Here is a 23,269-nt window from a genome sequence, read left to right on the forward strand (position 1 = left end):
CTCGCTTCGGGCTGCTGCTCAAGGCGCAGGTCAGAATCATCTTTTGCATCTGCCGGATATTCTGTAGCCTTGCGCATCTTCAATGCTGTCCGTGCCTGATGAATACTCACTTTCCCGGCGGTACCCTGATGGGGTCGGAGCCGGGTGTATACTCGACTTTCGCGCGAATGCGCCTGCAGGTCTTGCGAACATGACGCAAATTTCCGAACGCCTTCTGGTTCAAGCCCACCTCGACGCCAAACAGCCCAAGCCGCTGACCGCCGAAGAAGAGGCTTATTACCGTGCCGCCATCGCTGCCGAGCTCAAGGCTCAGGACGCGGTTCTGGTGGCCCACTTCTATTGTGACCCTGTCATTCAGGCGCTGGCCGAAGAAACGGGTGGCTGTGTCTCCGATTCGCTGGAAATGGCCCGTTTCGGCAACGCCCATCCGGCCAAGACCGTGGTTGTCGCCGGCGTCAAGTTCATGGGTGAGACTGCCAAGATTCTCAACCCGGAAAAACGCGTGCTGATGCCGACACTCGAAGCGACCTGTTCGCTCGACCTGGGTTGCCCGGTGGACGAGTTTTCCGCTTTCTGCGATCAACACCCGGAGCGCACGGTGGTGGTGTACGCCAACACCTCCGCTGCGGTAAAAGCCCGAGCGGATTGGGTCGTGACGTCAAGCTGTGCACTGGAAATCGTCGAAAGCCTTATGGACAACGGCGAGACCATCATCTGGGGGCCGGACAAGCACCTGGGGACCTACATCCAGCGCCAGACCGGTGCCGATATGCTGCTGTGGGACGGTGCCTGCATCGTTCACGAAGAGTTCAAGTCCAAGCAGCTTGAGGACATGAAGGCGCTCTACCCGGATGCGGCGATTCTGGTACACCCTGAGTCGCCGACATCGGTGATCGAACTGGCCGATGCCGTCGGCTCTACCAGTCAGTTGATTGCGGCGGCACAGAGCCTGCCGAACAAGACGCTGATTGTGGCGACCGACCGTGGCATCTTCTACAAGATGCAGCAGCTGTGCCCGGACAAGGTCTTTATCGAGGCTCCGACGGCGGGTAACGGCGCGGCGTGCCGCAGCTGTGCACATTGCCCGTGGATGGCCATGAACACCCTTGAGCGCACGCTCAAGGCGTTGAAGGAAGGTGCGAACGAGATCCTTGTCGATCCGGCGCTGATTCCCCAGGCGATTCGCCCGCTCAAGCGCATGCTTGATTTCACTGCGGCAGCCCGGTTGAAGCTGGCCGGTAACGCCTGAGGTCTGTCAGGTAAGTCGTAAAAACTGTGGGAGCGAGCCTGCTCGCGAAGACGGAGTTCCAGTCGACATCAATGTCAGCTGAAATACCGCCTTCGCGAGCAGGCTCGCTCCCACAGTGGTTTCTGTGTAGGGAAATTATTTGGTCTTCTTCGGGATCCGCACCAGTTCGGTATTGGAGTAGATGTCATGCCAACTGCGCTTTTGCTTGTCGAACAGCGACCAGATGAATCCCAGGCCGACGCACAGCAACGAGGCGATCGAGACCACAAAGCGCAACAGCGCCTGCCACAGGCTGATGGACGAACCATCGGCATTCTGAACGCGGATGCACCAGACCTGCATGCCCAGGGTCTGACCGGACCAGGTCCAGAACTTGGCGAAGAAGCCGAACAGTACGAACAGCAGCACGGTGGAGAGCAGGGGGTCGCCGTCCAGCGCGCCGGCTTCGGTCAGGGTGCGCATCCGTTCTTCGCCGATGATCGCCATCTGGATCATCTTGTAAATGCCGCTGGTGACGATCAGCAGGGCGGTGCACAGCAGAAAATCATAGAACATCGCTGCCAGGCGACGCCCCAGGCCAGCGGCAGGAAAGTCGCCCTGGGGGGTAAGCAGGTGTTTCGACATGGCAGGCTCTCGGCGAAAAAAGAAGCCATTTTACGGATTTACGCGCACAAAAAAGCCCCTGATGTCAGCATCAGGGGCTTTTTCGTTACAGAAGATTAGCCTTCTGCTTGTACTTCGTCAGCCTGCATGCCTTTCTGGCCCTGCACAGCGATGAAGGTCACTTTCTGGCCTTCTTTCAGGCTCTTGAAACCGTTGCCCTGGATAGCGCGGAAATGCACGAACAGATCCGGACCGCTTTCAGGAGTGATAAAACCAAAACCTTTCTCGTCGTTAAACCACTTGACGGTACCGCTCTGACGTTGGGACATTTCTTATTTCCTTTGACGCAAAAAATTAATGACAGCCTCCTTCTCATGAAAGAGTACTGGGGCTGGTTGCAGGAGAGTAAGAAGACGTCGAACGGGATGTAGCTAACTTGTAGGCTACTGCCCAGGTCACGATTCCAAGCGACCCATGCAAACACAGTGAACAAACTCTACGCCAACTACGGGAGAAAAAACAAGCCCCGTGAAGGCCCCGTATTTCCTCAGGTTGATGGCAAAGTCAGTCCACTAGCGGGGCCTTATACGTGAACGCTGTTCAAATGTTTTCGATCGTTATAAGCAAAGTTCATAATCGAAGCTTAGAGCCAAACAATGCACTCTTTTATGGCGGTTGCGTTACACATTAGTGCACAGTTAACGCAACCGCGTTACTTATAGGAACATTCAATCAGCCGCGATAGTAGCGTTGTGGAACGAATGGCATTTTGCTTACAAGCAAAGGCACCTTTTTCCCACGTACGATCGCCCAGACGGGTGTGTCCAGTGCGATGTAAGCGCTGTCGACATAACCCATGGCCAGCGGCCCGCCCAGGGTCGGCCCGAAACCGCCGCTGCAGACGCTTCCGATGATGTCGCCGGCTTCATTGACGATCTCGGCACCTTCGCGCACCGGTGTGCGTTCCTGCGGTAACAGGCCGACGCGCTTGCGGCTGACACCTGCCTGTTGCTGGGCAAATACCGTTTCGGCACCAGGGAAACCGCCGGCCCGTGCGCCATCGGCGCGACGTGGCTTGGAGATGGCCCACAGCAGGCTTGCTTCGATCGGGCTGGTCTCGGTGTTCATGTCATGGCCATACAGGCACAGACCCGCTTCCAGGCGCAGGGAATCGCGGGCGCCAAGGCCGATGGCAGCCACTTCCGGTTCGGCCAGCAGGGCGCGAGCCAGGTCTTCGGCATTGGCGGCCGGCACGGAGATTTCGAACCCGTCTTCACCGGTGTACCCCGAACGGCTGACGAAACAGTCCACGCCCAGCAGTTTTACTCGAGCAAACTGCATGAAGGTCATCTTCGCAACTGTAGGTGCCAGACGCGCCAGTACAGTGACCGCCGCCGGGCCTTGCAGGGCGAGCAGGGCGCGCTCCTCGAACAGCGGTTCGATGCTGCACTGATCGCCGATGTGCTGGCGCAGGTGCGCCAGGTCCTGATCCTTGCACGCGGCGTTGACCACCAGGAACAGTTCGTCGTTACCCAGGTTGGCGACCATCAGGTCATCGAGGATGCCGCCCGTCGCATTGGTGAACATCGCGTAACGCTGCATGCCCACCGGCAGGTCGATGATGTCCACCGGCACCAGGGTTTCCAGGGCCTTGGCGGCATTGGCGCCGTTCAGGCGGATCTGGCCCATGTGCGAGACATCGAACAGCCCGGCCTGGTCGCGGGTGTGCTGGTGTTCTTTCATCACGCCCAACGGGTACTGCACCGGCATGTCATAGCCGGCGAACGGTACCATGCGCGCGCCGAGTTCGATGTGAAGTGCGTGCAACGGGGTTTTCAACAGTTGTTCGGTGGACATATTCAGCTCCTGAAGAAGAGTGCAGGTGAGCGCACATCAGCACTCGATAATGTTGACCGCCAAACCGCCACGGGCGGTTTCCTTGTATTTGCTTTTCATGTCGGCGCCGGTCTGGCGCATGGTGCGGATGACCTTGTCGAGGGAGACGAAATGTTGCCCGTCGCCACGCATGGCCATGCGCACGGCATTGATGGCCTTGACCGAACCCATGGCGTTGCGCTCGATGCAAGGCACTTGCACCAGCCCGCCAATCGGGTCGCAGGTCAGCCCGAGGTTGTGTTCCATGCCGATTTCCGCAGCGTTTTCCACTTGTTGCACGCTGCCGCCGAGCACTTCGCACAGGGCACCGGCGGCCATCGAGCAGGCGACGCCGACTTCACCCTGGCAACCGACTTCGGCGCCGGAGATCGAGGCGTTTTCCTTGTACAGAATGCCGATCGCCGCGGCAGTGAGCAGGAAGCGCACCACGCCGTCGTCATTCGAGCCGGGGATGAAGCGCATGTAGTAATGCAGTACTGCCGGAATGATTCCCGCCGCACCGTTTGTGGGTGCGGTCACGACGCGTCCGCCGTTGGCGTTCTCTTCATTGACCGCCAGGGCGTAGAGGTTGACCCAGTCCAGCACTGACAACGGGTCGCGTAACGACGATTCCGGGTTCTTGCACAACTGCCGATGCAGTGCGGCGGCCCGGCGTTTGACCTTCAGGCCACCTGGCAGGATGCCTTCATTGCGGCAACCGGCAGCAACGCAGTCCTGCATCACTTGCCAGATGTTCAGCAAACCGGCGCGGGTTTCCGCTTCCGGGCGCCAGGCGCTTTCGTTGGTCAGCATCACCTGGCTGATCGAGAGCCCATATTTGACGCAATGACCGAGAAGATCCTTGGCGTTTTTGAATGGAAAGGTCAGGGGCGTGGCGTCTTCGACGATGCGATCGGCGCCGGCGGCGTCCTCATCGACCACAAAACCGCCGCCGACCGAGTAGTACTCACGACTGCGGATTTGCAGGCCCGCTGCGTCGAAGGCGCGGAAAATCATGCCGTTGGGGTGATAGGCCAACGGTTTTCGAATCATCGCCAGATGTTCTTTCTCGTTGAACGCGATGCTGTGTTCGCCGAGCAGATTCAAGCGTCCGTTGTTGCGGATTTCCTGCAGGCGCGCAGCGACATTTTCGGTGTCAACGGTGTCCGGGTGTTCGCCTTCCAGGCCCAGCAATACAGCCTTGTCGCTGCCGTGGCCCTTGCCGGTGGCGCCGAGGGAGCCATACAGCTCGACTTTCACGCAGGTCGTTGCCGCCAGCAGCCCTTCACGGCGCAGGCCTTCGACGAATCGCGCAGCGGCACGCATCGGGCCGACGGTATGGGAACTGGAGGGGCCGATGCCAATCTTGAACAGGTCGAACACGCTTAACGACATGGTGGTTCTCCGGTTTCTTGTTATAGGGATTCACGGAATCGGGGGGAGAGCGCAATTCACTGTGGGAGCGAGCCTGCTCGCGATAGCGGACTGACATTGACCATAGATGTCGACTGAAAGACCGCTATCGCGAGCAGGCTCGCTCCCACAGGGTTTTGCGGTGTTCTTGAGATTGGGGGCGGGATCAACCGCCCCCTCTTTCGTTTAAGCGTAGCTTTCGATCGACGGGCAGGCGCAGACCAGGTTGCGGTCGCCGAACACGTTGTCGACGCGACCGACCGGTGGCCAGTACTTGCCTTCGATCAGCGAGGCAACCGGGTAAACCGCTTGCTCGCGGCTGTACGGGTGCGACCACTCCCCGACCAGTTCCCTGGCGGTGTGCGGAGCGTTTTTCAGCGGGTTGTCGTCCTTGTCCAGCGTGCCGTTTTCCACCGCGCGGATTTCTTCACGGATGCGGATCATGGCGTCGCAGAAGCGGTCCAGTTCTTCCTTGGATTCGCTTTCGGTCGGCTCGATCATCAACGTGCCGGCTACCGGGAACGACATGGTCGGCGCGTGGAACCCGAAGTCGATCAGGCGCTTGGCCACGTCATCGACGCTGATGCCGCTGCTGTCCTTCAGCGGGCGCAGGTCGAGGATGCACTCGTGGGCCACCAGGCCGTTGCTGCCGGTGTACAGAACCGGGTAGTGCTCTTCGAGGCGACGGGAAATGTAGTTGGCATTGAGGATCGCCAACTGCGAAGCGCGCTTGAGACCCGCACCACCCATCATGCGAATGTACATCCAGGTGATCGGCAGAATGCTTGCGCTGCCGAACGGTGCCGCGCAAACGGCGCCTTCCTTGCGCTCCATCTGTGCGTGGCCCGGCAGGAATGGCGCCAGGTGCGATTTCACACCAATCGGGCCGACGCCCGGGCCGCCACCGCCGTGAGGGATGCAGAAGGTCTTGTGCAGGTTCAGGTGCGAAACGTCGCCGCCGAACTTGCCCGGCGCGCACAGGCCGACCATCGCGTTCATGTTGGCGCCGTCGATGTACACCTGGCCGCCGTTGTCGTGAATGATGCCGCAGATTTCGCGGATGCCTTCTTCGAACACGCCGTGGGTCGACGGGTAGGTGATCATCAGCGCAGCGAGGTGTTCGCGGTGCTCGATGGCCTTGGCGCGCAGGTCTTCGATGTCGACGTTGCCGCGGGCATCGCACGCGGTCACGACCACGCGCATGCCAGCCATTTGTGCGGTGGCCGGGTTGGTGCCGTGGGCCGACGACGGGATCAGGCAGATGTCGCGACGGTCTTCGCCACGGCTCTGGTGGTAGGCGCGAATCGCCAGGAGACCTGCGTATTCACCCTGGGAGCCGGCGTTCGGTTGCAGCGAAACCGAGTCATAACCGGTCGCCGCGCACAGCATGGCCTCCAGTTCGTCGGTCAATTGCTGATAACCGGCGCTTTGTTCGGCCGGGGCGAACGGGTGCAGGGCGCCGAACTCGGCCCAGGTCACCGGAATCATTTCGCTGGCGGCGTTGAGTTTCATGGTGCACGAACCCAGCGGGATCATGGTGCGGTCCAGCGCCAGGTCCTTGTCCGCCAGTTTGCGCAGGTAGCGCATCAGCTCGGTTTCCGAGTGATAGCGGTTGAACACCGGATGGCTGAGGATTGGCGACTGACGCACCAGCGTGGCCGGGATGGCGCTCTGCACCGAGGCGGCGAGGGCGGCGAAGTCCGGCAGGGCCTTGCCCTCGGACAGCAGGCTCCACAGGGTTTCAACGTCGGCCGCAGTGGTGGTTTCGTCCAGGGACAGGCCCAGGCGCTCGCCATCGACCACGCGCAGGTTGATGCGCTGGGCGTGTGCCTTGTCGTGCAGGGCGGCGGTTTGAGCGCCGGTCTTGACGGTCAGGGTGTCGAAGAAGCTCGCTTGCTCGACGTTCAGGCCCAATGCGCTCAAGCCTTTGGCCAGGATCGCGGTCAGGTGGTGCACGCGATTGGCGATCTGCGTCAGGCCTTTTGGACCGTGGTACACGGCGTACATGCTGGCGATGTTGGCCAGCAGCACTTGCGCGGTGCAGATGTTCGACGTGGCTTTCTCGCGACGGATGTGTTGCTCGCGGGTCTGCATGGCCAGGCGCAGGGCCGGGTTGCCGAAACGGTCTACCGAAACACCGACCAGGCGGCCCGGCATGTCACGTTTGAACGCATCCTTGGTGGAGAAGTACGCCGCGTGCGGGCCACCGAAGCCCAGCGGCACGCCGAAGCGTTGTGCGCTGCCGATGGCCACGTCGGCACCGAATTCGCCCGGCGCGGTCAGTACGGTCAGGGCCAGCAGGTCGGCAGCCACGGCTACCAGGGCGTTGGCGGCGTGGAAGCGTTCGGTGAGTTCGCGGTAATCGAACACGTCACCGTTGCTCGCCGGGTATTGCAGCAGGGCGCCGAAGAACGGCGTCACGTCGCTCAGTTCGCGCTCGTCGCCAACCACCACGTCGATGCCCAGAGGCTCGGCACGGGTGCGCAGTACGTCGAGGGTCTGCGGGTGGCAATGCACGGAGGCGAAGAACTGGTGGCTGCCCTTGTTCTTGCTCAGGCGTTTGCAGAAGGTCATGGCTTCGGCAGCGGCGGTGGCTTCGTCGAGCAGGGAGGCGTTGGCGATCGGCAGGCCGGTGAGGTCGCTGATCAGGGTCTGGAAGTTCAGCAGCGCTTCGAGACGGCCCTGGGAGATTTCTGGCTGGTACGGGGTGTAGGCGGTGTACCAGGCCGGGTTTTCCAGCAGGTTGCGCAGGATCGGCGACGGCGTGTGGGTGCCGTAGTAACCCTGGCCGATGAAGGTCTTGAACAGCTGGTTTTTGGTCGCGATGGACTTGATCAACGCCAGGGCGTCGGCTTCGCTCAGGCCGTCTTCCAGGCCGAGGATGCTGGTGCCCTTGATGCTGTCGGGAATCACGCTGGTGCTCAGGGCTTCCAGCGAGTCGAAGCCGAGGCTGTTGAGCATGGCCTGCTCGTCACCAGCGCGCGGGCCGATGTGACGAGCGATGAATTCGTTGGCAGTGGTCAGATTCACTTGGGTCATGTCAGTGCTCCTCAGGCTTCGGCTTGGGCTTTGATCAGGCGGTCGTAGGCGTCCTGATCCAGCAGTTGGGCGACTGCCGAGGCGTCGCTTGGCTGGAAGCGGAAGAACCAGCCTTCGCCCAGCGGATCTTCGTTGACCAGTTCCGGGCTGCTGTCGAGCGCCGGGTTCACTTCCAGCACTTCGCCATCCAGCGGCATGTACACGCCGCTGGCAGCTTTTACCGATTCCACGGTGGCGGCTTCGGCGCCTTTGTCGTAGGACTGCAACTCAGGCAGTTGAACGAAAACCACGTCGCCCAGGGCGTTCTGTGCGAAAGCGGTGATGCCGACCGTGACGCTGCCGTCAGCTTCGGTGCGCAGCCATTCGTGATCTTCAGTAAAACGCAACTCGCTCATGGAAACTCCTAAGGGGGCCAGACTCGTCTGGTGGACGCGATTGAATACTGGGGCGATGCCCGTGTTATGGAGGACTACATAGCAAGAACGCGGCCAACGTTGTTTTTATTGTTATTGATCAATGATTTAGGTGGTTTCGACAAAGGCTGGAATGCATTCGCTGTAGCGAAATCGATACGTCATGAGTCAGGGATAAAAGCCGAGGGGGATCAAAGCCTTGCACAGCCGTGATCGCAGAGGGGTGTATCGATATCGTTCCGCTGTAGCGCTTTCAGTACAGGTGGAGGTCGTTTTTGACGCAATTCCAGGCTGGGCACAAAACCTGTGGGAGCGAGCCTGCTCGCGAAAGCGTAGTGTCAGGCAATGTTGAAGTGACTGATCCACCGTATTCGCGAGCAGGCTCGCTCCCACAGTTGTCCGGTGTCAGGCCTTGCTGGGAATCCCGTACTTGCGCAACCGATGGGCAATCGCCGTGTGGGAGGTTTGCAGGCGGGTCGCCAGTTGCCGGGTCGAGGGATAGCTGACGTAGAGTTTCTCCAGCAGGGTTTTCTCGAATTCGTCCATGGCCTGTTCCAGGCTGTCGACGTCATGGTCGCCCTGGCGGGCCACCGAGGTGCCGGCGATATCGAGGTCGCCAATGTCCACCAGGCTGCTTTCGCAAATCGCCGCGGCGCGGAAGATCACGTTCTGCAATTGCCGCACGTTGCCCGGCCAGCGGTTGCCCAGCAGCGCCGGGTAAGTGCCTGGCGCCAGGCGACAGATCGGGCGCTGGATCTGTGCACAGGCCTGCTGCATGAAGTAGCGGGCCAGCAGCAGAATGTCCTGGCCCCGCTCGCGTAGCGGCGGCACTTCAACGTTGAGCACGTTGAGACGATAGAACAGGTCTTCGCGGAACAGGCCTTCGCTGACCATGTTTTCCAGGTCACGGTGGGTTGCACTGAGGATTCGCACGTTGACTTTGACCTCGCGGTCACCGCCGACCCGGCGGAAACTGCCGTCGTTGAGGAAACGCAGCAATTTGGCCTGCAAGTACGGCGACATCTCGCCGATTTCATCGAGAAACACCGTGCCCTGGTTGGCCAGCTCCATCAGTCCTGGCTTACCGCCTCGTTGTGCGCCGGTGAAGGCGCCAGGGGCGTAGCCGAACAGTTCACTTTCGGCGAGGTTCTCCGGCAATGCCGCGCAGTTCAACGCCAGGAAGGGTGAGCTGTGCCGGGCGCTGACGGCATGGCAGGCACGGGCCACCAATTCCTTGCCGGTGCCGGTCTCACCCTGGATCAGCAGCGGTGCATCGAGGGCCGCTACCCGCTGGGCGCGCGCCTTGAGGGTGCGGATCACCGGGGATTCGCCGAGCAGCGCATCGAAACCTTCGGCGTGATCGTGATGCAACGCGGAGAGGCGTTCGCCGATGCGGTTCGGTTGGTACAGGGTCAGCAGGGCGCCGGCGTCGGTGATCGGTGTGGCGTCGAGCAACAGGGTCTGGCCATTGACGGTTATTTCCCGCAAAGGCAGACGAAAGCCGTGTTCGAGCAAGGCGTCGAGCAGGGCCGGGTCGGCAAACAGGTCGGCCACGCTTTCACCGGCTGGTTCGCGGCCGTACAGGGCGATCAACGCCGGGTTGGCCAGCAGCACCTTGCCGGCGCTGTCCAGTGCCAGCACCGGGTCGGTCATGGCGGCAAGCAGCGCGTCGAGCTGCAAGTGCCGGCGCTGGCCGGGCAGGATGTCGACCACCGTCACCGCTTGCACGCCGCGCACGCTGAACAGTGCATCACGCAACTCTTCGAGGACTTGCGGGCTCAAGGTCGGGGCGTCGATGTAGACATTGGGCGGGACCATTTCCACCGCATCCAGATTGAGATTGCGTCCACCGAGCAGGGCCAGGACTTCCTGGGTAATGCCGACGCGGTCGATGAAGCTGACGTGGATACGCATGGGGCGCTTTCGGGTTCTGGATTGCGAGGGGGGGCAATTATGCCTTGGGGCGGGCTAATGGTGAAATGTGCCGCCGATATTCCGGACGACATTATCCCCTGTGGGAGCGGCGGTGCGGCGATCCGACTTGCCCGCGATGACGGCGGTAGATCTGGCATTGATGTGACAGATATACCGCTATCGCGGGCAAGTCGGATCGCCGCACCGCCGCTCCCACAGTAGTTTGTGGTTGATCACAGATTGTGTGTTCGGGTTATTCGAATTTCTCGAGATCTATCGGGTCACCTGATTTCATGTCCAGCTGCTTGCGGATGTCTTCGAACATCAAATCGTAATGCTTGTGTTGCGAGCTGATCTGGCTGTGTGTCTTGGGAATTCCATATTTCTCGGCGATTTTCGTTACGTTGCTGGCGAAGTTGTAGGCCTCTTCCTTGGGCAGGAAGAAGGGTTCCGACATGACCTTGCCCTGAATGTTGCCATGCATGGTGAACTGGATGCCTTTTTCACCTTTGGCATTCTTGCTGACTTCATAGTCGAGGTGAACGTTGTAGCTGACATCATCCGGGGTCAATGCGTGACGTTCGATGTGCAAATGACCTGGCTCAAACATTGCCATGGGGGTTTCTCCTTACAAATAAGTAATGCCAGGCGTCGCCGTGCTGATGCGCGTGCCGGCCTTGCCCTGAACGATCGCTTCAATGTCCGAGAGCGAACCGATCACCGCCACTTTTCCAGTATGGCGTGCGAATTCGCAGGCTGCCTGCACCTTCGGTCCCATGGAGCCGGCGGCGAAGCCGAGTTTTTCCATTTCGTCGGGGTGGGCCTGGGCGATGGCTTTCTGCGTGGGTTTGCCAAAGTCGATGAAGGCGGCGTTGACGTCGGTGGCGATCACCAGCAGATCGGCTTCAAGCTGTTCGGCCAGCAACGCCGAGCACAGGTCTTTGTCGATGACCGCTTCGACGCCCTCGAGTTTGCCGGGCGAGGTGTACATGGTCGGAATGCCGCCGCCACCGGCGCAGATCACGATGCTGCTTTTTTCCAGCAGCCATTTGATCGGACGGATTTCGAAGATTCGTTTCGGTTTCGGGCTGGCGACCACGCGGCGATATTTGTCGCCGTCCGGGGCGATTGCCCAGCCTTTTTCGACGGCGAGTCTTTCCGCATCGGCCTTGCTGTAGACCGGGCCGATGGGTTTGGTCGGGTTCTTGAACGCCGGGTCATTGGCATCGACTTCGACCTGGGTCAGCAAGGTCGCGAAGGGCACTTCGAAGTCCAGCAGGTTGCCCAGTTCCTGTTCGATGATGTAGCCGATCATGCCTTCGGTTTCGGCACCGAGCACGTCCAGCGGGTAAGGGGTGACGGAGGTGTAGGCCGCCGCTTGCAATGACAGCAGGCCGACCTGGGGGCCATTGCCGTGGGCGATGACCAGTTGGTTGCCGGGATGGATCTTGGCGATCTGTTCGGTGGCGATCCGGATATTGGCGCGCTGGTTGTCAGCGGTCATGGGTTCGCCCCGACGGAGCAGGGCATTACCGCCAAGAGCTACGACGATACGCATGGTGCAGTCCTTCTAAAAGAGAAGTCACAAACAACCCGGTCCTTTGTGGGAGCGAGCCTGCTCGCGAAGAGGGCATGTCAGTCGACATCCCTATCGTCTGTTGCATCGCATTCGCGAGCAGGCTCGCTCCCACATTGACCGGGTCCGGCCGTCAGAGATCCGCCAGTGTCGACACCAGAATCGCCTTGATGGTGTGCATGCGGTTTTCCGCTTGCTCGAAGGCGATGCAGGCCGGGGACTCGAACACGTCATCGGTCACTTCGATGCCGTTCTTCAGGTGCGGATACTGCTCGGCAATCTGCTTGCCGACCTTGGTGTCGCTGTTGTGGAACGCCGGCAGGCAGTGCATGAACTTGGTGCGCGGGTTGCCGGTGGCTTTCATCAGTTCGGCGTTGACCTGATACGGCAGCAGTTGCTGGATGCGTTCGGCCCAGGCTTCGACCGGCTCGCCCATCGACACCCACACATCGGTATGGATGAAGTCCACGCCCTTGACCGCCGCTTTCGGGTCTTCGGTGAGGGTGATGCGCGCGCCGCTTTCTTCGCCGTATTGCTTGCAGCGAGCCACCAGGTCGTCCGCCGGCCACAGGGCCTTCGGCGCGCAGATGCGCACGTCCATGCCGAGTTTGGCGCCGATCAGCAACAACGAGTTGCCCATGTTGTTACGGGCATCGCCGAGGTAGGCGTAGCTGATTTCGTGGAGCGGCTTGTCGGCGTGTTCACGCATGGTCAGCACGTCGGCGATCATTTGCGTCGGGTGGTATTCGTCGGTCAGGCCGTTGAACACCGGTACGCCGGCGAACTTGGCCAGTTCCTCGACGATTTCCTGCTTGAAGCCACGGTACTCGATGGCATCGTACATGCGCCCGAGCACGCGGGCGGTGTCCTTCATGCTTTCCTTGTGGCCGATCTGCGAGGAGTTCGGGTCGATGTAGGTGACGTTGGCGCCCTGGTCATAGGCGGCCACTTCGAACGCGCAGCGGGTGCGGGTCGAGGTTTTTTCGAAGATCAGCGCGATGTTGTTGCCCTTGAGATGCTGCTGTTCGGTGCCGGTGTACTTGGCACGCTTGAGGTCGCGGGACAAGTCGAGCAGGTAGCGCAATTCGCGAGGGGTGTGGTGTTCCAGGCTCAGCAGATTGCGGTTATGGATGTTGAACGCCATTTTGGATCTCCTAAGGTGTCGGTTAACCCCTTGGCCTGGGCATGCTCTCGGTGCGAGAGCTGCGCGGGCCAAGGTTCATAGGTCAGTAGTCAATCGGGTCGCGGATGATCGGGCAGGTCATGCAATGACCGCCGCCCCGTCCCCGGCCGAGTTCGCCGGCGCTGATGGTGATGACTTCCACCCCGGCCTTGCGCAGCAGGGTGTTGGTGTAGGTATTGCGGTCGTAGCCGATGACCACGCCAGGCTCCACGGCCACCACGTTGTTGCCGTCGTCCCATTGTTCGCGTTCGGCGGCGAAGCTGTTGCCGCCGGTTTCCACCACGCGCAACGCCTTGAGGTTCAGGGCCTTGGCCACGGTGTCGAGGAAGTTGGTTTTTTCGCGGCGGATGTCGATGCCGCCCGGTTTGCTTTCATCGGGACGCAGGGTGAAGGCGACGATCTGGTTCACCACTTCCGGGAAGATCGTGACGACATCGCGATCACAGAAGCTGAACACGGTGTCCAGGTGCATGGCCGCGCGGGATTTAGGCAAGCCGGCGACTATCACTTTCTCGACGGCTTTGTTTTTGAACAGGTTCACCGCCAGTTGGGCGATGGCCTGGCGCGACGAGCGTTCGCCCATGCCGACCAACACCACGCCATTGCCGATCGGCATCACATCACCGCCCTCAAGGGTGGAGTTGCCATGGTCTTTGTCCGGGTCGCCGTACCAGATCTGGAAGTCGGCGTCGGTGAACTCGGGGTGGAATTTGTAGATGGCGGTGGTCAGCAGGGTTTCCTGGCGGCGCGCCGGCCAATACATCGGGTTGAGGGTGACGCCACCATAGATCCAGCAGGTGGTATCGCGGGTGAACTGGGTGTTGGGCAGCGGCGGCAAGATGAAGCTGGAGTTGCCGAGGAAGTCGCGGAACATCTCGATGGCCTTGCCACCGAAGCTGGTGGGCAAATCGTCACCCGATACGCCGCCGATCAGGAACTCGGCGATCTTGCGCGGCTCCAGGCTGCGCAACCACGAGGCCGTTTCGTTGATCAGGCCCAGGCCCACCGAGTTGGCGGTGATCTTGCGCTCCAGGATCCAGTCCAGGGCTTCGGGAATGGCAACGATGTCGGTCAGCAGGTTGTGCATTTCCAGCACATCGATGTCGCGTTCGCGCATCTTGGTGACGAAGTCGAAGTGGTCGCGCTTGGCCTGGGCCACCCACAGCACGTCATCGAACAGCAGTTCATCGCAGTTGTTCGGGGTCAGCCGCTGATGGGCCAGGCCTGGAGAGCAAACCATGACTTTGCGCAGTTTGCCGGCTTCGGAATGGACGCCGTATTTAACTTTTTCCGTGGTCATTGCAGTGATCCTCCAGATGACAAAACAGGGTTGTGCTTCTAGAAGCAGGAGCTAAAGGGTCAGGAAGCCGTCATAGAGACCATAGGCCGCCACCACGGCGCCCACGACCACCGCGGCGAAAATCAGCTTCTCGACGTGGGTGAAAACCGGTTTGTTTACTTCAAGCTTAGCCTTGGCGAACAGGATCACGCCGGGGGCGTAGAGCAGGGCGGACAGCAGGAGGTATTTGATGCCGCCCGCGTACAGCAGCCAGATCGCGTAGATCAGGGCCACGGCACCGATGATCAGATCCTTGCGCCGTTCGCTTGCCGCGCCTTCGTAGCTTTCGCCACGCACCGCCAACAGCAACGCATAGGCCGCCGACCACAGGTAGGGCACCAGAATCATCGAGGTGGCGAGGTAGATCAGCGACAGGTAGGTACTGGCGGAGAACAGCGTGATGACCAGGAAAATCTGGACCATGGCGTTGGTCAGCCACAGGGCGTTGACCGGTACATGGTTGGCGTTTTCCTTGCGCAAAAACTCCGGCATCGTGTGGTCCCTGGCGGCGGCGAACATGATCTCCGCGCACAGCAGCACCCACGACAGCAACGCCCCCAGCAACGAAATGATCAAGCCGACGCTGATCAGCACCGCACCCCAGTGACCGACCACGTGCTCCAGCACGGCGGCCATTGACGGGTTCTGCAGTTTGGCCAGTTCCGGCTGGGTCATGATCCCCAGCGACAGCACGTTGACCAGGACCAAAAACAGCAGCACGGTGACAAAGCCGATCACGGTGGCCTTGCCCACATCGCTGCGTTTTTCCGCCCGGGCGGAAAAGATGCTCGCGCCTTCGATGCCGATGAACACCCACACGGTGACCAGCATCATTTTGCGTACCTGGTCCATCACGCTGCCCAGGTCCGGGTTCTTGAGGCCCCAGATGTCGGCAGTGAAGATGTCCAGTTTGAAGGCGAACAACGCGATCAACATGAACAACAGCAACGGCACGATCTTGGCGACCGTGGTCACCAGGTTGATGAACGCTGCTTCCTTTATTCCTCGCAGAACGAGGAAATGTACGGCCCAGAGCAGTACCGAGGCACCGATCACGGCGGCAGCGGTATTGCCCTCGCCAAAAACAGGAAAGAAATAGCCCAGGGTGCTGAATAAAAGTACGAAGTACCCCACGTTGCCCAGCCAGGCGCTGATCCAGTACCCCCAGGCGGACGAGAAACCCATGTAGTCGCCGAAACCGGCCTTGGCGTAGGCGTAGACCCCGCCGTCCAGGTCAGGCTTGCGGTTGGCCAGGGTCTGGAACACGAATGCCAGGGTGAGCATGCCGACGGCGGTGATCGCCCAACCGATCAGAATGGCGCCGACGTCGGCACTGGCGGCCATGTTTTGCGGCAGGGAAAAGATCCCGCCACCAATCATCGACCCGACGACTAACGCAACCAGCGCGCCGAGTTTGAGTTTTCCGGGAGCTTCAGACATTGCATGACTCCAATGCAGGAGAAGAGAGGCAACAGATTATTTCTGTTGGCAATCTGATCAGATGACTTAGATCACTAAATGAGAGCGTTCCCTGGAGGCTGTCTGAGTGACATCATTTATAAGTATCCTGCTTGGAATGCTTGGTCTAGAGGCTTTTCCCGGTTATTCAAAAACTTTTCAGCATCTGTTTCGAATTATGACGCTAGTTGGTTTTTGGAAATCTGCAAATTTTATTCATGCATTTTTTGGACAGAAATGGATGTATTAAAAAAACGTATGAAGCAAACGATTATATGGACGCCCTGGCAGCCGTTTTGTGCAAGTTAAAAGACCGTTGTTGGCGTTATCCAATAAACGTTATTACTCTTCAACCGTTCAGTTGACGCCCGATATGTGACGGTCTTGTGGCGGTGCCGCCCCCGGAAAATGGAGATGTAGTAATGTCGCAATCACCGAACAAGCTTCGCCTGAGCGCATTGATCGCGTTGGTGGTGGGTTCGATGATCGGCGGCGGGATCTTTTCCCTGCCGCAAAACATGGCGGCCAAGGCCGATGCCGGGGCGATTCTGATCGGTTGGGCGATCACCGCCGTCGGCATGCTCACCCTGGCGTTCGTGTTCCAGACCCTGGCCAATCGCAAGCCGGAACTGAACTCCGGCGTTTACGCCTATGCCAAGGCGGGGTTCGGCGACTACATGGGGTTTTCATCCGCCTGGGGGTACTGGATCAGTGCCTGGCTGGGCAACGTCGGATACTTCATTTTGCTGTTCAGTACCCTCGGCTATTTCTTTCCGGTCTTCGGCGAAGGCAACACGCCGATTGCCATCGCCTGTGCCTCGGTGCTGCTCTGGACCGTGCATTTTGTGGTGCTGCGCGGGATCAAGGAGGCCGCGTTCATCAACCAGGTGACCACAGTCGCCAAGATCGTGCCGCTGATCATGTTCATCGTTATCGCCGCCGTGGCGTTCAAGGCGGACATCTTTACCCTGGATATCTGGGGGCGCAACAACCCGGAATTCGGCAGCGTGATGGATCAGGTCCGGCACATGATGCTGGTCACCGTATTCGTGTTCATCGGGATCGAAGGCGCCAGTGTCTATTCGGCCCGGGCGGAGAAACGTTCCGACGTGGGCCGGGCGACCGTGATCGGGTTCATTGGAGTGTTGGCGCTGCTGGTGCTGGTAAATGTGCTGTCGCTGGGGATCATGACCCAACCGGAACTGGCGAAACTGCAGAACCCCTCGTTGGCAGCGGTGCTTGAACACATCGTCGGCCCCTGGGGCGCGTTGTTGATCAGCGTCGGCCTGGCGATCTCGTTGTTGGGTGCCTTGTTGTCCTGGGCGCTGCTGTGCGCCGAAATCCTGTTTGCCACGGCGAAAGACAAGACCATGCCAGCATTCCTGACCAGGGAGAACGCCAACCACGTGCCGGTCAATGCGATGTGGCTGACCAACTCGATGATCCAGTTGTTCCTGCTGATCACGCTGTTTTCCGCCGGCACCTACACCAGTCTGATTTATCTGGCGTCATCGATGATTCTGGTGCCGTACCTGTGGTCGGCGGCCTATGCGGTGTTGCTGTGCGCGCGGGGCGACACTTATCAACAGGCGCCCGCCGAGCGCACCAGGGATCTGCTGATTGGTGGCATTGCCCTGGCCTACTCGGTGTGGTTGCTGTATGCCGGCGGCCTGAAGTATCTGCTGCTGTCGGCGTTGCTGTATGCGCCGGGCGTGATTCTGTTCGCCAAGGCTCGCCATGAGCAGGGCATGCCATTGTTCACGGTGATCGAGAAAGGCATTTTCACCTGTGTCATCGGCGGTGCGGGGCTGGCGGCCTTTGGCTTGTACAGCGGCTTGTTGAGCCTGTGAAGCGGTTGCTGGCGTATCAACCACCCTATGACTGGCCGGCGATGCTGGGTTTTTTGTCGACGCGGGCGATTACCGGGCTGGAAACCGTGGCCGATGGCGTGTATTCGCGCAGCATCGGCTTGAACGGTGTCTGCGGTACGTTCTCGATCCAGCCTGCCGCCCCGGACGCCCTCGAGTTGGACCTGGACTTTCCAGACCCGGCCGCCGTACCTGCAATCGTTGCAAGCGTGCGGCGGATGTTCGATCTGGACGCCGACCTGTCCAGGATTCATCGGCACCTGGCAGTTGATCCGCTGCTGGCGCGGTTGATTGCCGAGCGCCCCGGGCTGCGTGTGCCGGGGGCATGGGATGGCCTGGAACTGGCGATCCGCGCGGTGCTGGGGCAGCAGATTACGGTGGCGGCGGCGATCAAACTGGCGGGCAAACTGGTCGCGCAGTACGGCACGCCATTGCATTCACGATTGCCGGGGGTGACCCATGTGTTTCCCCAGGCCGGTGTTCTGGCGGGTGCTGATCTGGCCGCGTTGGGAATGCCGAAAAGCCGTGGCCGGACGTTGTCGGGCGTGGCTCAGGCGTTGCTCGATGATCCGCGGTTGTTCGAGCCCTCTCGGGAAGGGGGTGTTGCGCGGTTGCTGGCCTTGCACGGAGTGGGTGACTGGACGGCGCAGTACGTCGCGCTGCGGCAATTGCGGGAGATGGATGGGTTCCCCAATGGCGATGTCGGCCTGATCAATGCGTTGGTGGCGCTGGAGGGCGGGCCGGTGACTGCCAGGCAGTTGCTGTTGCGGGCTGAGGGGTGGCGGCCTTATCGAGGGTATGCGGCGCAATTGCTGTGGACGTCGTTGAGTCGGGCGGACTGAGCTGATCGGGGTTTTGTGTGGCTGTTTCTGGCCTCATCGCGAGCTTGCCGCAAGCGGGCACCCGCTCCTACAGGGGATCCACGGCCTGGCAAAGATCCCGGGAGCGCCATACAAACCTGTAGGAGCGAGCATGCTCGCGATGGCTATCCAAAACTCACCACCACTGTGCGCGGTGTGAACCCAATTCCGTTGCCGGAAGCGCCCACTGCAACGGCGCCCCGGTTATCTTCAGTGGCGCATGCAACCGATGCGCCGGCCCCCACGGAGTCTGCTCCATCTCCAACCCCTGATCCTGTATATCCTCCGCGCGCAATGCCTCGCCTGTCCCTGGCCCCTGTTCGATCAACAACTTCGCCGTACGCGCCAATGACAACCGCGCCGAGCCCCCCGTACCGTCGCTCAGCCGCTGCGCCAACAACCTGATCGCACTGGCCGCCATCAAATACCCGGTGGCGTGATCGAGGGCCTGCACCGGCAACGGCCCCGGCTTGTCCGCCTGCTTCCAGCGCATGCCTGCCTCGGCAATGCCGCTGCTCATCTGCACCAGGCTGTCGAAGCCCCGGCGGTTTTGCCAGGGGCCGCTCCAGCCATAAGCGTTGAGGCAAACATCGATCAGGCCGGGGTTCAGTTGCCGGCGCTGATTCGTGTCCAAGCCAAGTCGCTCCAGTGCATCGGCACGATAGCCATGGATCAGAATGTCGGCGTCCTTGAGCAGGCATTCGAATACGGCGCGGTCGGACTTTTCGTTCAGATCAAGACGCGCGCAACGTTTGCCCAACGTGACTTCCGGCACCACCCCCGGCTCGTTCCAGGTCGGCGGATCGATGCGCAGGACATCGGCACCGAGGCCTGCGAGAAAGCGACTGGCAATGGGACCGGCCAGCACACGGGTCAAGTCCAGCACCTTGATGCCGGCCAATGGTCGAGCCACGGAACCTGTCCACGCTTTGTTGCCCGGGCCGGGGTGGCTGGCGAGTCGAATCAAGGGTTCGGCATTCACCGCCAGGCCTTGAGGATGGGTCTGCCATTGATCCCAAGTGCGCATTTCGGCAGCACAACCACCGGCATCGACCACCGCCTGTTCCAGCTCGCTTTTCGCCCATTGCGCCACTCTGCCGGCCATCGCGCTGCGGTCGACACAGGCACCGAGCACGCTTTGGGCGGCGGCACGGTGATGGGGCGCGTTGGTGTGCAGGCGAATCCAGCCATCGCGGGTGGCGTAATCACCGGCGACCGCATCCCACAGCGGCGGAACGCTCCAGCCCAGCGGGCGAATCGAGGTCGCGAACCAGAACGAGGCCAGGCGTCGGTCAACTTCAAGATCGGGCAGGTGTCCGGTTTGTTGGTGCAGCAATTCGCTGGCGGCCTGGCCAGCGACGGCCAGGCTGGCGCAGGCTAGGTCCGTGACGGCAAACGCCGAGGGCAGGGCGCCGCTGGAGATGAATGGAATCGGTGTGTGAGGCAAACCGAGCGCGGCTTGAACGGACGTGAGCAGATCAGTCATCGAAGGGCCCTCCGGAGCGAGAGCCTGATCTTAATCCCAAACATGACCGGATCATGCGAAACCTTGTGGGAGCGAGCCTGCTCGCGAAGGCGATGTGTCAGCCACATTGATGTTGTATGGGCTGCCGTCTTCGCGAGCAGGCTCGCTCCCACAGAGGGGATGTAGCGATTGTTCAGACGCGGAACTGATCCATCAACTTCATCTGGTGGTTGGTCAGGGCGTTGAGCTGGCCGCTGATCTGCGCCGATTCGGTGGCCTGTCCGGTCAGGGTTTCGGTGACGGTGCGGATTGCCGAGACGTTGCGGTTGACCTCTTCGGCCACGGCGCTCTGCTGTTCGGCGGCGCTGGCGATTTGCAGGTTCATGTCGCTGATCACGGTGACCGCGTCGCTGATCTTGCTCAAGGCCTGGACCGCCTGCTGGATCTGCCCGGCGTTGCTGTGGGCCTGGGTCTGGCTCGAATGCATGGTGGCGACGACACCGCGGGTGCCGGACTGGATGCGTTCGATGACCAGGCGAATTTCTTCCACCGAATCCTGTGTGCGTTTAGCCAGGTTGCGCACCTCGTCGGCCACCACCGCAAAGCCGCGACCGCTCTCGCCGGCACGGGCGGCTTCGATCGCTGCGTTGAGGGCCAGCAGGTTGGTTTGTTCGGCGATGCTGCGAATCACCTCCAGTACCGAACCGATTTGTTCGCTGTTGACCGCCAGGGCTTCGACTTCGGTCACGGCCTTGCTGACTTCGTCGGCCAGTTGATTGATGTCGCGGGTGCTGCGCTCGATGATCTGCATGCCGTCGCGGGCCGACTGGTCGGCGCCCTTGGCGGCACTGGCGGCATTCGAGGCGCTGTTGGCGACATCGTGGGCGGTGGCGCTCATTTCGTTGGACGCCGTGGCGACCTGATCGATTTCGCGGAACTGCACCTGCATGCCTTCGCTGGTCTGACGGGCGATTTCCGAGGACTGGTCAGCCGTGCCACGGGCATCGGTGATGCTTTGCTTGATCTGCGCGATGGTCGGTTGCAGCTTGTCGAGGAAGCGGTTGAACCAGCTCACCAGTTCGCCCAGTTCGTCCTTCTTGCTGTAGTGCAGGCGCTGGGTCAGGTCGCCGTCGCCACTGGCAATCGCCTTGAGCATGTCGGCCACGCTATTGATCGGTCGGGTCACGCCCGAGGCGGTGAGCCACATCAGCAGCAGGCCGAGCACGCCAGCGATCACCGCCACTGACAGGGCCTTGATCGTGCCGCTTTGCTGGGCATCGTCGAGCACGGCCTGCAGTTTCACCGAATCGGCCAGCAGCACTTGTTTGGGCAGGTCGATCACAACGGCCCAGGCCTTGGCGTCGGCGATCGGGCTGACCGGGTACACCGCACGGATCAGGTCCCCTTGCTGGAGAATCTTCGGTGCACCGCTGCCGAGCAATTGCAGGACGTCCTTGCCATCCGCACCCAGGGTGTCGCCGATGCGCTTGCCGACTTTCGTTGCGTCGACGCTGTAGGCGGCCAACACGCCAGTGCCGGAGACGATCAGCATGTGCCCGGCGCTGTTGAACAGTTCGCGCTGGGAATCAACGGCCGCCGCTTGCAGGGAGTCGAGGGCGATGTCGATGCCAACCACGCCGATGGACTTGCCATCGACCAGCAGCGGTACGGAAATGCTGGTCATCAATACTTCCTTGCCGCCGACGGTATCGGCGTAAGGGTCGAGCAGGCAGGTGCGCTTGCTGTCCCGCGGGCAGGTGTACCAGACGTTGTACGGTGTGCCGCTGAGGTTCAGGGTGGTTTTGGTCATGTCCTCTTCGACCATGATCGTGTTCAGTGACTCTCCCCCGGCGCGGCTCCAATAGGTGGCGAATCGGCCGATCTCGTTGGACTGGCGGGCGGCGTCGTTGACGAATTCGCTGTCCTTGCCGTCCAGCCCATTGGGTTCGAACGCCAGCCAGATGCCCAGCACTTTGCTGTTGCGCTCGAAGGCGGTTTTCAGGCTCTGGTTCAACTCTTCACGCAGGGCGCCCGGCTCGAGCGAACGCTTGACGGCCAGGTTGCGCATGTCCTGGATCTGGTCCGCGAGGGCGGTCACCACCGTCAGGGTCTCACCGAACGTCTTCTGTACCCGCACCGCTTGCTCGGCGGCCTTGGCCTGGAGCAGGTCCTGCACACTGGCGGTGAGCATTCTGCTGCTGGAATCGTTGACCAGATCATCGTTCTGATTGGTCTGGTAGATGTTCATGCCCACTATCAAGGCGACTACGCCCAGCAGGCACAGACCGGACAGCAGGACGATTTTCAGGCGAATGGACAGTGAGTCGAACATGGGGCGAGCTCGCGAATGGATGAAGTGTTGGCTGTGGGCCGTCGTGGCTCACTCGCTAAATCCATTTAGCGCCGGTCAATGCACATCGGCGTGGCGTTGAGGTTACATGAGGGGTAACCCGACGAACGGTAGTTGTTGAACGTTTGCGCAGAAGAATGTGCCGAAAATGGGGGTAAAAAGAGGAAAAGTCACGGACGGGCAACGATCGATCCGGCATCGGCGCCAGGGGCTTTTTGTGCCTTCAGTCGGTGGCTTGCGACAGGGTTTCCGGCCGTGACCAGATCCACAGATTGCCCAGCGCCATGCCGGTAATCGCCAGGTAAATCGGCCAACCATGATCGAGCATCACCAGCATCAGGCCTGCACATAACAGCATGCTGACCGTGGCGCTGATTTTTGCTCGGCGGGCAATGAGCTTGCCGTTGCGCCAGTTATGGAGGACAGGGCCGAACAGGCGGTGGTTTTCCAGCCAGGCACTCAGGCGCGGCGAACTGCGCGTCGCGGCCCAGGCGGCCAGCAGAATGAATTCGGTGGTTGGCAGGCCGGGTATGACAATGGCGATCAGGCCGATGCCCAGGCTGACATAGGCCAGCAGGCCGAAGAGGAGGCGGGAGAGTTTTGAAGAGGCGGGCATGGGCTCAAGGCAGCATGTAGGGCTAATCGAAATCTTACAGGCTTGCTT

19 protein-coding genes and 1 pseudogene are annotated in these 23,269 nt (G+C 60.8%); 4 read left to right on the forward strand and 16 right to left on the reverse strand.

The features are described from left to right. The first annotated feature begins 190 nt into the window (after positions 1-190). Positions 191-1,249: a quinolinate synthase NadA gene (gene nadA, locus CAG47_RS07485; protein WP_085724248.1), complete on the forward strand. Its 1,059-nt coding sequence runs from the start codon at positions 191-193 to the stop codon at positions 1,247-1,249. 135 nt (positions 1,250-1,384) lie between these two features. Here nadA and CAG47_RS07490 read toward each other — a convergent pair whose 3' ends face one another. From CAG47_RS07490 to gcvH, 6 genes are all read right to left on the reverse strand, one after another. After that, on the reverse strand, positions 1,385-1,873 hold the full coding sequence (locus CAG47_RS07490) for an RDD family protein (protein WP_085724249.1): 489 nt from the start codon (positions 1,871-1,873) through the stop codon (positions 1,385-1,387). A gap of 95 nt (positions 1,874-1,968) precedes the next feature. Then, entirely contained in the window at positions 1,969-2,181 is a 213-nt protein-coding gene (locus CAG47_RS07495) for a cold-shock protein (protein WP_007931076.1), read from the reverse strand. 403 nt (positions 2,182-2,584) lie between these two features. Beyond that, complete coding sequence (gene gcvT, locus CAG47_RS07500) at positions 2,585-3,709, reverse strand: glycine cleavage system aminomethyltransferase GcvT (RefSeq protein ID WP_085724250.1); 1,125 nt, start codon at positions 3,707-3,709, stop codon at positions 2,585-2,587. A gap of 36 nt (positions 3,710-3,745) precedes the next feature. Continuing rightward, entirely contained in the window at positions 3,746-5,122 is a 1,377-nt protein-coding gene (locus CAG47_RS07505) for an L-serine ammonia-lyase (RefSeq protein WP_085724251.1), read from the reverse strand. Positions 5,123-5,326: 204 nt separating this feature from the next. Further along, a complete protein-coding gene (gene gcvP / locus CAG47_RS07510; protein WP_085724252.1) occupies positions 5,327-8,179 on the reverse strand; it encodes an aminomethyl-transferring glycine dehydrogenase in 2,853 nt (950 codons plus the stop codon). A gap of 11 nt (positions 8,180-8,190) precedes the next feature. Continuing rightward, positions 8,191-8,574, reverse strand: coding sequence for a glycine cleavage system protein GcvH (gene gcvH, locus CAG47_RS07515; protein WP_008047373.1), 384 nt, complete (start codon positions 8,572-8,574; stop codon positions 8,191-8,193). Between the two features lie 30 nt (positions 8,575-8,604). On the opposite strand from gcvH, the gene CAG47_RS27755 reads away from it, so the two are divergent. Then, positions 8,605-8,805, forward strand: a complete 201-nt coding sequence (locus tag CAG47_RS27755; RefSeq protein WP_143515816.1) for a hypothetical protein — start codon at positions 8,605-8,607, stop codon at positions 8,803-8,805. Between the two features lie 192 nt (positions 8,806-8,997). Here the strand turns inward: CAG47_RS27755 and CAG47_RS07520 are convergent, their stop codons facing one another. From CAG47_RS07520 to arcD (CAG47_RS07545), 6 genes are all read right to left on the reverse strand, one after another. After that, the gene (locus CAG47_RS07520; protein WP_085724253.1) at positions 8,998-10,506 is read right to left on the reverse strand and encodes a sigma-54-dependent transcriptional regulator; all 1,509 of its coding nucleotides are present in this window, start codon (positions 10,504-10,506) and stop codon (positions 8,998-9,000) included. Positions 10,507-10,759: 253 nt separating this feature from the next. Beyond that, positions 10,760-11,122: a DUF5064 family protein gene (locus CAG47_RS07525; RefSeq protein ID WP_085724254.1), complete on the reverse strand. Its 363-nt coding sequence runs from the start codon at positions 11,120-11,122 to the stop codon at positions 10,760-10,762. Positions 11,123-11,134: 12 nt separating this feature from the next. Next, positions 11,135-12,064 (reverse strand): carbamate kinase, encoded by a 930-nt coding sequence (arcC, locus tag CAG47_RS07530; protein ID WP_085724255.1) that lies wholly within the window; start codon positions 12,062-12,064, stop codon positions 11,135-11,137. Between the two features lie 151 nt (positions 12,065-12,215). Further along, positions 12,216-13,226 (reverse strand): ornithine carbamoyltransferase, encoded by a 1,011-nt coding sequence (locus CAG47_RS07535; protein ID WP_085724256.1) that lies wholly within the window; start codon positions 13,224-13,226, stop codon positions 12,216-12,218. An 82-nt stretch (positions 13,227-13,308) separates the two neighbouring features. Beyond that, on the reverse strand, positions 13,309-14,565 hold the full coding sequence (arcA, locus tag CAG47_RS07540; protein WP_085724257.1) for an arginine deiminase: 1,257 nt from the start codon (positions 14,563-14,565) through the stop codon (positions 13,309-13,311). Positions 14,566-14,616: 51 nt separating this feature from the next. After that, positions 14,617-16,044 (reverse strand): arginine-ornithine antiporter, encoded by a 1,428-nt coding sequence (gene arcD, locus CAG47_RS07545; protein WP_085724258.1) that lies wholly within the window; start codon positions 16,042-16,044, stop codon positions 14,617-14,619. A 440-nt stretch (positions 16,045-16,484) separates the two neighbouring features. On the opposite strand from arcD (CAG47_RS07545), the gene arcD (CAG47_RS07550) reads away from it, so the two are divergent. Both arcD (CAG47_RS07550) and CAG47_RS07555 read left to right on the forward strand, forming a co-directional pair. Further along, a complete protein-coding gene (arcD, locus tag CAG47_RS07550) occupies positions 16,485-17,912 on the forward strand; it encodes an arginine-ornithine antiporter (RefSeq protein ID WP_085724259.1) in 1,428 nt (475 codons plus the stop codon). Further along, entirely contained in the window at positions 17,909-18,772 is an 864-nt protein-coding gene (locus CAG47_RS07555; protein WP_085724260.1) for a DNA-3-methyladenine glycosylase, read from the forward strand. Before arcD (CAG47_RS07550) ends, CAG47_RS07555 begins: the two co-directional genes overlap by 4 nt. Before the next feature lie 154 nt (positions 18,773-18,926). On the opposite strand, the gene CAG47_RS07560 is transcribed toward CAG47_RS07555, so the two are convergent. The 4 genes and pseudogenes from CAG47_RS07560 to CAG47_RS07570 form a co-directional block, all read right to left on the reverse strand. After that, entirely contained in the window at positions 18,927-20,276 is a 1,350-nt protein-coding gene (locus tag CAG47_RS07560) for a CoA transferase (protein WP_085724261.1), read from the reverse strand. Between the two features lie 172 nt (positions 20,277-20,448). Then, positions 20,449-21,204, reverse strand: coding sequence for a methyl-accepting chemotaxis protein (locus tag CAG47_RS29300; protein WP_371917182.1), 756 nt, complete (start codon positions 21,202-21,204; stop codon positions 20,449-20,451). Positions 21,205-21,354: 150 nt separating this feature from the next. After that, positions 21,355-22,587: pseudogene (locus tag CAG47_RS29305) on the reverse strand (chemotaxis protein); the annotation flags it as partial. 241 nt (positions 22,588-22,828) lie between these two features. Next, positions 22,829-23,221, reverse strand: a complete 393-nt coding sequence (locus CAG47_RS07570; protein ID WP_085724263.1) for a YbaN family protein — start codon at positions 23,219-23,221, stop codon at positions 22,829-22,831. Positions 23,222-23,269: the final 48 nt, after the last annotated feature.

The organism is Pseudomonas sp. R37(2017), assembly GCF_002113375.1.
Lineage (GTDB): Bacteria > Pseudomonadota > Gammaproteobacteria > Pseudomonadales > Pseudomonadaceae > Aquipseudomonas.